The organism is Amycolatopsis sp. NPDC004747 (assembly GCF_053601335.1).
Genome location: NZ_JBSGBQ010000002.1, coordinates 159,347 through 173,536, shown reverse-complemented (window position 1 = coordinate 173,536; position 14,190 = coordinate 159,347). Strand labels below are relative to the sequence as shown.

Annotated in this window: 1 protein-coding gene; it reads left to right on the top strand. The window is 74.6% G+C overall.

Annotation, left to right across the window (positions count from 1 at the left end; translation table 11 throughout):
• The first annotated feature begins 6 nt into the window (after window positions 1-6).
• On the top strand, window positions 7-14,181 hold the full coding sequence (locus ACWEGE_RS03125) for a type I polyketide synthase (RefSeq protein WP_449658780.1): 14,175 nt from the start codon (window positions 7-9) through the stop codon (window positions 14,179-14,181).
• Window positions 14,182-14,190 lie beyond the last annotated feature (9 nt).

Below are 14,190 nucleotides of genomic sequence, written 5' to 3'. Positions count from 1 at the left end.
GGCACAGTGCGCACCGATCTCGTCAAGCCACTTCACGTCGCACTCCTGGAGAACGCGACCCGTTTCGCCGCCAAGCCGGCCTTCGCCGACGACCACCGGGCGGTCACCTACGGCGACCTCGAGGCGCGGACGCGCCGGCTGGCCGGGCACCTGGCCGGTCTCGGCGTCCGGCACGGGGACCGGGTGGCGATCTGCCTCGGCAACCGGGTGTCCACTGTGGAGAGTTACTTCGCGGTCCTGCGCGCGGGCGCGGTCGGCGTGCCGCTGAACCCCGGCTCGGCGACGGCGGAGCTGCAGCACCCCCTCGAAGACAGCGGCGCGGTGGCCGTGCTCACCGACGCCACGCAGGCGGCACGGCTCCGGTTCCCGCCGGAGGTCCGGGTGCTGGTGACCGGCGACGAGGTCCCGGCGGGCGCCCACTCGTACGATGAGCTCGCCGTCACCGAACCGGCCGAGCCGGCCGCGGACGACCTCGGCCTCGACGAACCGGCGTGGATGTTCTACACGTCCGGCACGACCGGACGGCCCAAGGGCGTGGTGTCCACGCAGCGCAACTGCCTGTGGTCCGTCGCCTCCTGCTACGTGCCGTTCCCCGGGCTGTCGGACGCCGACCGGGTGCTCTGGCCGCTGCCGCTGTTCCACAGCCTGTCGCACATCGCCTGCGTGCTCTCGGCGACCGTGGTCGGCGCGACCGTCCGGATCGTGGACGGCGGTTCGGCCGACGACGTCATGCGGCTGCTCCAGGCCGAGGAGACCACGTTCCTGGCCGGCGTGCCGACCACCTACCACCACCTGGTGCGGGCCGCCCGGCAGACCGGGTTCGCCGTCCCGAGCCTGCGGATCGGCCTGGCCGGGGGCGCGGTCCTCGGTGCCGGGCTGCGGAGTGCGTTCGAAGAGACCTTCGGCGTGCCGCTGATCGACGCCTACGGCAGCACCGAGACCTGCGGCGCCATCACGATGAACCCGCCGGACGGCGCCCGGGTGGACGGCTCGTGCGGGCGGCCCGTGCCGGGCGTCGACGTCCGGGTCGTCGACCCCGAGACCGGGCTCGAGCGGCCCGCCGGCGAGGAGGGCGAGGTCTGGGTCAAGGGGCCGAACGTCATGCTCGGCTACCACAACAGCCCGGAGGCGACCGCCGCGGCGATGCGCGACGGCTGGTTCCGCACCGGCGACCTGGCCCGCCGCGACGAAGACGGCTACTTCACCATCTGCGGCCGGATCAAGGAGCTCGTCATCCGGGGCGGTGCGAACATCCACCCCGGCGAGGTCGAGGCCGTCCTGCGCACGGCCGACGGCGTCGCGGACGCGGCGGTCGGCGGCGCCCCGCACGAAACGCTCGGCGAGGTGCCGGTCGCCTACGTGATCCCCGGGCCGTCCGGGTTCGATCCCGCCGCGCTGATCGCGAAGTGCCGCGAACAGCTGTCCGCCTACAAGGTGCCCGAGCGGATCTTCGAGGTCGGCCACCTCCCGCGGACCGCGTCGGGCAAGATCCGGCGGGGTCTGCTGGCCGGCGAGCCCGGCGAGCTGCGGTACGCCGCGGCCGAGCACGAGGAGGGGTCCCGGCACGCCGACGCGGGCGTCGCCGCGCAGCTGCGCGCGCGACTGTCCGGATTGGACGAACGTGCGCAGGGCGAACTCCTCGAAGACCTCGTCCGCACCCAAGCCGCCGGCGTGCTGGGCGCGCCGGTCCCGGCCGAGCGCGCCTTCCGCGACCTCGGCTTCACTTCGCTCGCCCTCGTCGAGCTGCGGAACCGGCTGATCGGGCACACCGGGTTGTGGCTGCCCGCCAGTGCCGTCTTCGACCACCCGACGCCGGCCGCGCTCGCCGCCCGCGTCCGGGACGAGCTGCTCGGGGTCGAGCAGGGCGTCGCCGAGACCGTGGTGACGGCCGACCCGGACGAGCCGATCGCGATCGTGGGCATGGCGTGCCGGCTGCCCGGCGGGGTCGCTTCCCCGGAAGACCTGTGGCGGCTGGTCGCCGAGCGCGTCGACGCCGTCTCGGACTTCCCGGACGACCGCGGCTGGGACCTGGACGCCCTGCTCGACCCGGACCGGGAACGCGCCGGGACGTCGTACGTCGGCCAGGGCGGGTTCCTGCCCGACGCCGGGCAGTTCGACGCGGGCTTCTTCGGGATCTCGCCGCGCGAGGCCGTCGCCATGGACCCGCAGCAGCGGCTGCTGCTGGAGACCTCGTGGGAGGCACTGGAGAACGCCGGGATCGACCCGATCGCGCTGAAGGGCAGCGACACCGGCGTGTTCTCCGGCCTGATGGGCCAGGGGTACGGGGCCGGCGCGGTTTCGCCGGAACTGGAAGGTTTCGTCACCACCGGGGTCGCGTCGAGCGTGGCGTCGGGCCGCGTCTCGTACGTGCTGGGCCTGGAGGGCCCGGCGGTCACCGTGGACACGGCGTGCTCGTCGTCGCTGGTCGCGATCCACCTCGCCGCGCAGGCCCTGCGGCAGGGCGAGTGCTCGATGGCGCTGGCAGGCGGGGTCACGGTGATGGCGACGCCGGGCTCGTTCGTCGAGTTCTCCCGCCAGCGCGCGCTGGCGCCCGACGGGCGGTGCAAGGCCTTCGCGGCGGCGGCCGACGGAACCGGCTGGTCCGAGGGTGTCGGCGTGGTCGTGCTCGAGCGGCTCTCGGTGGCCCGGGAGCGGGGCCACCGGGTGCTGGCGGTCGTGCGCGGCAGCGCGGTCAACTCCGACGGCGCGTCCAACGGGCTCACCGCCCCGAACGGCCTCTCGCAGCAGCGGGTCATCCGCCGTGCGCTCGCCGCGGCCGGGCTGGCACCGTCCGATGTGGACGTCGTCGAGGCGCACGGGACCGGGACGACCCTGGGTGACCCGATCGAGGCGCAGGCCCTGCTGGCCACCTACGGCCAGGAGCGGGAACAGCCGCTGTGGCTGGGGTCGCTGAAGTCGAACATCGGCCACGCGCAGGCGGCGGCCGGGGTCGCCGGGGTCATCAAGATGGTGCAGGCGCTGCGGCACGAAGTCCTGCCGCCAACGCTGCATGTCGACAAACCGACTCTCGAGGTGGACTGGTCCGCCGGTGCCGTCGAGCTGCTGACCGAGAGCCGGGACTGGCCGCGTGGCGACCGGCCGCGCCGGGCCGGGGTCTCCTCGTTCGGCGTCAGCGGGACCAACGCGCACCTGATCGTCGAGGAAGCCCCCGCCGAAGAGCCGGTCGCGACCCCGGAGGCCCCCGTGGTGCCGCTGGTGGTGTCGGCGCGCAGCACGGAGGCGCTGGCCGGGCAGGCCGAGCGGCTGGCGTCCCTGCTGGAAGGGGACGTCTCGCTGACCGAGGTGGCCTCCGCGCTGGTGTCTCGTCGTGCAGTGCTGGACGAGCGCGCGGTCGTCGTAGCCGGTTCGCGGGCGGAAGCCGTGGCCGGGCTGCGAGCGCTGAACCCGGCAGGCGCCGGGACGCCGGGCAAGGTCGTGTGGGTGTTCCCGGGGCAGGGGACGCAGTGGGCCGGGATGGGTCGGGAGCTCCTGGATGTCTCGCCGGTGTTCGCGGCGCGGATCGCCGAGTGCGCGGCCGCGCTGGAGCCCTGGATCGACTGGTCGCTGCTTGATGTTCTGCGTGGTGAGGGCGACCTGGATCGGGTCGACGTGCTGCAGCCCGCGTGCTTCGCGGTCATGGTCGGGCTGGCCGCGGTGTGGGAGTCCGTCGGCGTGCGCCCGGACGCCGTCGTCGGCCACTCCCAGGGTGAGATCGCGGCCGCGTGTGTGTCCGGTGCACTGTCGCTTGAGGACGCGGCGAAGGTGGTCGCCCTGCGCAGCCAGGCCATCGCGGCGGAGCTCTCTGGCCGCGGCGGGATGGCGTCGGTCGCCTTGGGCGCGGACGACGTGGCCGGGAAACTGGTGGACGGGGTCGAGGTCGCCGCCGTCAACGGGCCGTCGTCGGTGGTGATCGCCGGGGATGCGCAGGCCCTCGACGAGACCCTCGAAACCCTGTCCGGGGAAGGCGTCCGGGTGCGGCGGGTGGCGGTGGACTACGCCTCGCACACCCGGCACGTCGAGGACATCCGCGACACCCTCGCCGAAACCTTGGCCGGGATCGGCGCGCAGGCGCCGACCGTGCCGTTCTACTCCACCGTCACCAGCGAGTGGGTGCGCGAAGCCGGTGTCCTGGACGGCGGTTACTGGTACCGGAACCTGCGCGACCAGGTCCGGTTCGGCCCGGCCGCGGCCGCCCTGATCGAGCAGGGCCACCGCGTGTTCGTCGAGGTCAGCGCGCACCCGGTGCTGGTGCAGCCGATCAGCGAGCTCACCGACGCGGTCGCCGGGACCCTGCGGCGGGACGACGGTGGCCTGCGGCGGCTCCTGACCTCGATGGGTGAGCTGTTCGCCCGCGGCGTCGACGTGGACTGGACGGCGATGGTGCCCGCCGCCGGCTGGGTGGACCTGCCGACCTACGCCTTCGACCACCGGCACTACTGGCTCGAACCGGCCGGACCGGCGTCCGGTGGCGACCCGCTGCTGGGCACGATCGTCGGCACGCCCGGCTCGGACCGCCTCACCGCTGTCGCCCGGTGGACGCGCCGGGCGCACCCCTGGGCGGCGGACGGGCTGGTGCCGAACGCGGCGCTGGTCGAGGCGGCCATCCGGCTCGGCGACCTGGCCGCCACGCCGTTCCTCGCCGAACTGACCGTGGACGCGCCCGTGGTGCTCCCGCCCCGCGGTGGCCGGGAGGTCCAGGTGCTCGTCGGCGAACCCGGCGAGCGGCGGCGGCGTCCGATCGAGGTCTTTTCCCGCGAGGAAGACGAACCGTGGACGCGGCACGCCCACGGCACACTCGCTCCTGCCGCCGCCGCGGTGACCGAACCGGCGGCGGCGGGAGCCGCCACCGAAGTCACCGTCGACGGCCTGCGGGACGCGGACCGGTACGGCATCCACCCCGCGCTGCTGGACGCCGCCGTGCGCACGGTCGTCGGCGACGACCTGCTCCCGTCCGTCTGGACCGGCGTGACCCTGGCGGCCTCGGGCGCCACGGCCGTGACCGTGACGCCGACGGCGACCGGCCTCCGGCTGACCGACCCGGCCGGGGAGCTCGTGCTGAGCGTCGAAGCCGTGCGCGGCACGCCGTTCGCCGTCGAACAGGGCCGCACCGAATCGCTCTTCCGCGTCGACTGGCCGGAAATCCGGCTCCCCGCCGAAGCCGCGACCGGCTTCCTGACGTACGAAGCCACGTCGGCCGAGGAAACGTTGGCCAAGCTGCAGACCTGGCTGGCGGATCCGGCCGGCACCCCGCTGGCCGTGCTGACCGGGGACTGCACCGAGCCCGGCGCGGCCGCGATCTGGGGCCTGGTGCGCTCGGCGCAGTCCGAGCACCCGGGCCGGATCGTCCTCGCCGACCTCGACGACCAGGCCGTGCTGCCCGCCGTGCTGGCGAGCGGCGAACCCCAGGTGAGGGTGCGCAACGGCGTTGCTTCGGTCCCGCGGCTGGCCCGGGCGACCCCGGCGCGGGACGCGCGGCCGCTCGACCCGCGAGGCACCGTGCTGATCACCGGTGGCACCGGCACGCTCGGCGCGCTGACCGCCCGGCACCTCGTCACCGCGCACGGCGTCCGGCACCTGGTGCTGGTCAGCCGCCGCGGCGAAGCACCCGGACTCCACGACGAGCTGACCGCGCTCGGCGCGTCCGTCACCATCGCCGCCTGCGACGTCGCCGAGCGGGCGCAGCTCGAAGCCGTCCTGGCGGCGATCCCGGCCGAGCACCCGCTCACCGCCGTGATCCACACCGCCGGCGTGCTCGGCGACGGCGTCGTCACCGAACTGACCCCCGAGCGGGTAAAGGCCGTGCGGCGGCCGAAGGTCGACGCGGCCCGGCTCTTGGACGAGCTCACCCGGGACGCCGACCTCGCCGCGTTCGTGCTGTTCTCCTCGGCGGCGGGCGTGCTGGGCAATCCCGGCCAGGCCGGGTACGCGGCGGCCAACGCCGAGCTGGACGCGCTGGCGCGGGAGCGGAACCGCCGCGGCCTGCCCGCGGTGTCCGTCGCCTGGGGCTACTGGGCGGCGGTCAGCGGCATGACCGAGCACCTTGGCGCCGCCGACCTGCGGCGCAACCAGCGGATCGGCATGTCCGGCCTGCCCGCCGACGAAGGCATGGCCCTGCTGGACGCGGCCATCGGCACCGGTGGTGCCCTGGTGGCGGCCAAGTTCGACGTGCCGGCGCTGCGGGCGGCGGCGAAGTCCGGTGGCCCGGTGCCGCCGCTGCTGCGCGGCCTGGCCCCGCTGCCGCGCCGGACGGCGGCCAAGACCGCGTCGCTGACCGAGCGGCTCGCCGGGCTGGGCGACGCCGAGCGGACCGAAACCCTGCTCGACCTCGTCCGGCGCCACGCCGCCGAGGTGCTCGGGCACGCCGGCCCCGCCGCCGTCCACTCCGGACGGACGTTCAAGGACGCCGGCTTCGACTCGCTGACCGCGGTGGAGCTGCGGAACCGCCTCGCGGCCGAGACCGGGCTCACCCTGTCCCCGGCGATGATCTTCGACTACCCGAAGCCGCCGGCGCTCGCCGGACACCTCCGCGCCAAGCTCTTCGGGGAAACCGCCCGGCGACCGGCCGAGATCGGCACCGCCGCGGTGGACGAGCCGATCGCGATCGTGGCCATGGCGTGCCGGTTCCCCGGTGGCGTGCACAGCCCCGAGGACCTTTGGCGGCTGGTCGCCGACGGCGTCGACGCCGTCACCGACTTCCCCGCCGACCGCGGCTGGGACACCGACCGGCTCTACCACGAGGACCCCGACCACGAGGGCACCACGTACGTGCGGCACGGCGCCTTCCTCGACGACGCCGCCGGGTTCGACGCCGCCTTCTTCGGCATCTCGCCCAACGAAGCGCTCGCCATGGACCCGCAGCAGCGGCTGCTGCTGGAGACGTCCTGGGAGCTGTTCGAACGGGCCGCGATCGACCCGGCCACCCTCGCCGGGCAGGACATCGGCGTCTTCGCCGGCGTCAACAGCCACGACTACAGCGTGCGGATGCACCACGCCGCCGGTGTCGAGGGCTTCCGGCTCACCGGCGGCTCGGCGAGCGTGCTCTCCGGCCGCGTCGCCTACCACTACGGCGTCGAAGGCCCGGCCGTCACGGTCGACACCGCCTGCTCGTCTTCGCTGGTGGCGCTGCACATGGCGGTGCAGGCGCTGCAGCGCGGCGAGTGCTCGATGGCGCTGGCCGGCGGCGTGATGGTGATGGGCACGGTCGAGACGTTCGTCGAGTTCTCGCGGCAGCGCGGGCTGGCCCCCGACGGCCGGTGCAAGGCGTTCGCCGACGCCGCCGACGGCACCGGCTGGTCCGAGGGTGTCGGGCTGCTCCTGGTGGAACGGCTGTCCGAGGCGAGGCGAAAGGGCCACCAGGTGCTGGCCGTGGTCCGCGGGTCGGCGGTCAACTCCGACGGCGCGTCCAACGGCCTGACCGCCCCGAACGGCCCGGCCCAGCAGCGCGTGATCCGCAAGGCACTGGCCGCCGCCGGACTGTCCACTTCGGACGTCGACGCGGTGGAGGCGCACGGCACCGGCACGACCCTCGGCGACCCGATCGAGGCCGAGGCGCTGCTCGCCACCTACGGGCAGGACCGCGAGCAGCCGCTGTGGCTCGGCTCGGTGAAGTCGAACCTCGGGCACACACAGGCGGCCGCGGGGGTCGCGGGCGTGATCAAGATGGTCATGGCCATGCGCCACGGCGTCCTGCCCAAGACGCTGCACGTCGACCGGCCGTCGTCCCACGTGGACTGGACGGCGGGTGCGGTGGAACTGTTGACCGAAGCTCGCGAGTGGCCCGCCGACGGCCGTCCGCGCCGGGCCGGTGTGTCCTCGTTCGGCATCGGCGGCACCAACGCGCACGTCGTCCTCGAAGAAGTCCCCGAGCCGGTCACCGCGGCGAAGCCGGAGCCGGCAGAGCTCCTCGTGCCGGTGGTCCTCTCGGCGAAGACGGCGGCCGCGCTGCACGGCCAGGCCGAGCGGCTCGCCGGGTTCCTCGGCGAGCGGCCCGACGTCCGGGTCGCCGACGCCGCCCACGCACTGGCCACCACCCGCGCCCGGCTCGACCACCGGGCCGTCGTCCTGGCCGCCGACCGGGAACAGCTCCGCGGCGACCTCACCGCGTTCGGTCCCGGCGTCGTGACCGGGACGCCGGTCGACGGCAAGCTGGCCGTCCTCTTCACCGGCCAGGGCAGCCAGTGGGCCGGCATGGGCCGCGAGCTCACCGAGACCTTCCCCGTCTTCCGGGACGCCTTCGAGGCCGCGTGCCACGCGGTGGACGCGCACCTGGGCGGACGTCCGCTGCGCGAGGTCGTGTTCGGCGACGGCGCGCTGCTCGACCAGACGAAGTACACCCAGGGCGCGCTGTTCGCCGTGGAGACCGCGCTGTTCCGGCTCTTCGAGTCCTCGGGCGTGCGGCCGGACCTCCTGGTCGGCCACTCGATCGGCGAACTCGCCGCCGCGCACGTGTCCGGTGTGCTGGACCTGGCCGAGGCGGGCGAACTGGTCGCCGCGCGCGGCCGGCTGATGCAGGCCCTGCCCGCGGGCGGGGCGATGGTCGCGGTCCAGGCGACCGAAGACGAGGTCGCGCCCTTGCTCGGCGACACCGTCTGCGTCGCCGCAATCAACGGCCCGGACTCGGTCGTGCTCTCCGGTGCCGAGGACGCCGTGCTCGCTGCCGCGGCGGAACTGGCGGGCCGTGGTCGCAAGATGAAGCGGCTGACCGTCAGCCACGCCTTCCACTCGCCGCTGATGGAACCGATGCTGGAGGAGTTCCGCGCGGTCGCGCAGCGCCTCACCTACCGGGCCGGCTCGCTGCCCGTCGTCTCGACGCTGACCGGCGAACTCGCGCCGCTCGACAGCCCGGACTACTGGGTCGGCCAGGTGCGGAACGCCGTGCGGTTCGGTGACGCCGTCACCGAGCTGAAGGCCCAGGGCGCGACGACGTTCCTCGAGCTCGGCCCGGGCGGGGCCCTGGCCGCGATGGCGCTCGGCACGCTCGGCGGCCCGGAGCAGAGCTGCGTCGCCACCCTGCGCAAGAACGGCGCCGAGGTCCCCGACGTGCTGACCGCGCTGGCCGGGCTGCACGTCCGCGGTGTGGCCGTGGACTGGACGACGCTGCTCGACGAGCCGGCCGCGGCGGTCGGGACCGTGCTGCCCACCTACGCGTTCCAGCACGAGCGGTACTGGATCGGCACCGAAGAGACGCCGCCGCCCGCCGACCGGCCGGCCGAGCCGGTGGCGGACGTCCTCGAGCTGGTCCGGGAGAGCGCCGCGGTGGTGCTCGGGCACCGGGACACCGGGGCGTTCGACCTCGACCGGTCCTTCAAGGACCACGGGTTCGACTCGCTCAGCGCGATCAAGCTGCGCAACCGCCTGCGCGACTTCACCGGCGTCGACCTGCCCAGCACGCTGATCTTCGACTACCCGAACCCGGCCGTCCTCGCGGACCACCTGAAGGCCGAACTCGCCGGCGAGCGCCCCGCGGCGCCGGTCGTGGTGGCCCGGGACGTCTCCGACGAGCCGATCGCGATCGTCGGCATGAGCACCCGCCTGCCCGGTGGCGCGGACAGCCCCGAGGAGCTGTGGCAGCTCGTCGCCGAAGGGCGGGACGCGATCTCCGGCTTCCCCGTCGACCGCGGCTGGGACCTCGACGGCCTCTACCACCCGGACCCGGCCCACGCCGGGACGAGCTACACGCGCTCGGGCGGGTTCCTGCACGACGCGGCCCAGTTCGACGCCGGGCTCTTCGGGATCTCACCGCGCGAGGCCCTGGCCATGGACCCGCAGCAGCGGCTGCTGCTGGAGACGTCGTGGGAGGCCCTGGAACGCGCGGGCGTCGACCCGCTGTCCGCGCGGGGCTCCGACGTCGGCGTCTTCACCGGGATCGTCCACCACGACTACGTGACCCGGCTGCGCGAAGTGCCCGAAGACGTCCAGGGCTACACGATGACCGGCACCGCTTCGAGTGTGGCGTCCGGCCGGGTGGCCTACACCTTCGGCTTCGAGGGCCCGGCGGTCACGGTGGACACCGCGTGCTCGTCGTCGCTGGTCGCGATCCACCTGGCGGCGCAGGCGCTGCGGCAGGGCGAGTGCTCGATGGCACTGGCCGGCGGCGCGACCGTGATGGCCAGCCCGGACGCCTTCCTCGAGTTCTCCCGCCAGCGCGGCCTGTCCGCCGACGGCCGGTGCAAGGCGTACGCCGAAGGCGCGGACGGCACGGGCTGGGCCGAGGGCGTCGGCGTGGTCGTCCTCGAACGGCTGTCGGTGGCGCAGGAGCGGGGCCACCGCGTGCTCGCCGTCCTGCGTGGCAGCGCGGTGAACCAGGACGGCGCGTCCAACGGCCTGACCGCCCCGAACGGACCTTCACAGCAGCGGGTGATCCTCGGCGCACTGGCCAGTGCCGGGCTCGCACCGTCCGATGTGGACGTCGTCGAGGGGCACGGGACCGGGACGGCGCTGGGCGACCCGATCGAGGTCCAGGCGCTGCTGGCCACCTACGGGCAGGAGCGGGAGACGCCGTTGTGGCTCGGCTCGCTGAAGTCGAACATCGGGCACACGCAGGCCGCCGCGGGGGTGGTCGGCGTGATCAAGATGGTCATGGCCATGCGCCACGGCGTCCTGCCGGCCACCCTGCACGCCGGCGAGCGCACGAGCCAGGTCGACTGGTCCGCGGGCGCGATCGAGGTGCTCACCGAGGCCCGGGAGTGGCCGCGCACCGGGCGTCCGCGGCGGGCCGGCGTCTCCTCCTTCGGGGCCAGCGGCACGAACGCGCACCTGATCATCGAGGAAGGCCCCTTGGAAGAACCGGTGGAACCGGTGGCGGAGGAGCCCGCGGCCGTGGTGCCGCTGGTGGTCTCCGCCCGCAGCACCGGTTCCCTGGCCGGGCAGGCCGGCCGGCTGGCGGCGGCCCTCGACAGCGAGACGCCGGCGGGCGTGGCCGGGACCCTGGTGTCGAGCCGCGCGACGCTGAACGAGCGCGCGGTGGTCATCGCGGGCTCGGCGGACGAGGCCAAGGACGGCCTGCAGGCGCTGGCCCGCGGCGAGACCACGCCCGGCGTGGTCACCGGGACGGCGGGCCAGCCGGGCAAGGTCGTCTGGGTGTTCCCCGGCCAGGGTTCGCAGTGGGCCGGCATGGGCCGGGAGCTCTTGGACTCGTCGCCGGTGTTCGCCGAGCGGATCAAGGAGTGCGCCGCCGCCTTGGCGCCGTGGACCGGCTGGTCGCTGCTCGACGTGCTGCGTGGCGACGCCGACCTCCTCGACCGGGTCGACGTCGTGCAGCCCGCGAGCTTCGCGATGATGGTCGGTCTCGCCGCGGTGTGGACCTCGCTGGGGGTGGTCCCGGACGCGGTGCTGGGGCACTCCCAGGGCGAGATCGCCGCGGCTTGCGTGTCCGGGGCGTTGTCGCTGGACGACGCGGCGAAGGTGGTCGCGTTGCGCAGCCAGGCCATCGCCGCCTCGCTGGCCGGCCGGGGCGGCATGGCCTCGGTCGCGTTGAGCGAGGAAGACGCGCTCGTGCGGCTGGCGCCGTGGGCGGACCGGGTCGAGGTGGCCGCGGTCAACAGCCCGTCCTCGGTGGTGATCGCGGGCGATGCGCAGGCCTTGGACCAGGCCCTGGACGCGCTGGAAGCCGACGGCGTCCGGGTGCGGCGGGTCGCCGTGGACTACGCCTCGCACACCCGGCACGTCGAGGACATCGCCGGCACCCTGGCCGAGACCCTGGCCGGGATCGATGCGCAGAAGCCGGTGCTCCCGTTCTATTCGACGGTCCTCGGCACGTGGATCGAGAAGGGCGTCGTCGACGGGGGCTACTGGTACCGGAACCTGCGGCAGCAGGTGCGGTTCGGTCCGTCGGTGGCCGAGCTGGCCGGGCTGGGGCACACGGTGTTCGTCGAGATCAGCGCCCACCCGGTGCTGGTCCAGCCGCTCAGCGAGAGCAGCGACGACGCGGTGGTGAGCGGCTCGCTGCGGCGTGACGACGGTGGTCTCCGCCGCCTGCTGGCCTCGGCGGCCGAGCTGTACGTCCGCGGCGTGCCCGTGGACTGGGCCGGGACGCTGCCCGCGGCCGGCCGGGCCGACCTGCCGACGTACGCCTTCGACCGCCGCCACTACTGGCTGCGGGAAGCCGAGAAGACCGAGGCCGCCGAAGGCGCGGACAGCGAGTTCTGGACCGCCGTCGAACAGTCCGATGTGGACAGCCTGGCCGAGCTGCTCGACCTGGTGCCCGAACAGCGCGGGGCGCTCGGCGCCGTCGTGCCCGTGCTGGCCGGGTGGCGGGACCGGCGCCGCGAACGCTCGACCGCGGAGAAGCTGCGCTACCAGGTCACCTGGCAGCCCCTCGAACGCGAAGCCACCGGCGTGCCGGGCGGGCGCTGGCTGGCCGTCGTCCCGGCCGGCACCTCCGGGGCGCTCCTGGACGAGCTGACCGGCCAGGGCCTCGACCTGGTCCGGCTGGAGGTCGATGGAACGGCGCGGGACCAGCTCGCCGAGCGGTTGCGGGGTGTCCTGGCCGAGCACGACCTCACCGGCGTGCTGTCCCTGCTCGCGCTCGACGGCGGGCCCGCGGACGCGACCGAGATCACCGCGTCGACGCTCGCGCTGGTCCAGGCGCTGGGCGACGCAGGCGTCGCCGCGCCGCTGTGGTGCCTCACCTCCGGCGCGGTGAACATCGGCATCCAGGACGCCGTCACCGCACCGGCCCAGGCGGCCGTGTGGGGCCTCGGCCGCGCTGTCGCGCTGGAACGCCTCGACCGGTGGGGCGGCCTGATCGACCTGCCGGCCGCGATCGACGCACGCACGGCCCAGGCCCTGCTCGGCGTGCTCAACGGCGCCGGCGGGGAAGACCAGCTCGCGGTCCGGCGGTCGGGCGGCTACCGCAGGCGGCTGGTCCGCAAGCCGGTGCCGGAGTCCGCTTCGGGCAAGTGGGAACCGCGGGGCACGGTCCTGGTCACCGGCGGGGCCGAAGGGCTCGGCAGGCACGCCTCGGTCTGGCTCGCGCAGGCGGGCGCCGAGCGGCTCATCGTCACCGGTGACGAGGGCGCCGAGGACCTGCGGGCCGAGCTGGCCGGGTTCGGCACCACCGTCGAGTTCTGCGACGGCACCGACCGGGACGCGATCGCGCGGCTGGTGGCGGACGCGGAGGTCACGGCCGTGGTGCACGCCGCCGACATCGCGCAGACCAGCTCCGTCGACGACACCGGGCGGGCCGACCTCGACGAGGTGTTCACCGCCAAGGTGACCACCGCGGTGTGGCTGGACCAGCTGTTCGAGGACACCCCGCTCGACGCCTTCGTCGTGTTCTCTTCGATCGCGGGCATCTGGGGCGGTGGCGGCCAGGGCCCGGCGGGTGCGGCCAACGCGGTCCTCGACGCCCTGGTCGAATGGCGCCGGGCCCGCGGCCTCAAGGCGACGTCGATCGCCTGGGGTGCGCTGGACGAGATCGGCATCGGCATGGACGAGGCCGCCCTCGCCCAGCTGCGCCGCCGCGGTGTGCTCCCGATGGCGCCGCCGCTGGCGGTCACCGCGATGGTGCAGGCGGTCGCCGGCAACGAGAAGGCCGTGGCGGTGGCCGACATGGACTGGGCCGCCTTCGTCCCCGCGTTCACCTCGGTCCGGCCCAGCCCGCTGCTCGCCGACCTGCCCGAGGCGAAGGCGATCCTCCAGGCCGCGCAGGACGACGGCGAAGACGGCGACACCGCGGCGTCGCTCGCGGACTCCCTGCGGGCGGTCCCGGACGCCGAGCAGAACCGCATCCTGCTGAAGCTGGTCCGCGGGCACGCCTCGACCGTGCTCGGCCACAGCGGGGCCGAGGGCATCGGCCCGCGGCAGGCGTTCCAGGAGGTCGGCTTCGACTCGCTGGCCGCGGTCAACCTCCGCAACAGCCTGCACGCGGCCACCGGGCTGAAGCTGCCCGCGACGCTGATCTTCGACTACCCCACCCCGGAGGCGCTGGTCGGCTACCTGCGCGTGGAGCTCCTCCGGGAGGCCGACGACGGCCTGGAGGGGCGGGAAGACGACCTCCGGCGGGTCCTCGCGGCCGTGCCGTTCGCCCGGTTCAAGGAGGCGGGCGTGCTGGAGACCCTGCTCGGCCTGGCCGACGCGGAGCCCGCCACGGAAGCGGCTCCGGCCGCCGACGACACCGACCTGATCGACGCACTGGACATCTCCGGTCTCGTGCAACGGGCCCTCGGGCAGACGAGCTGACCGCCGATG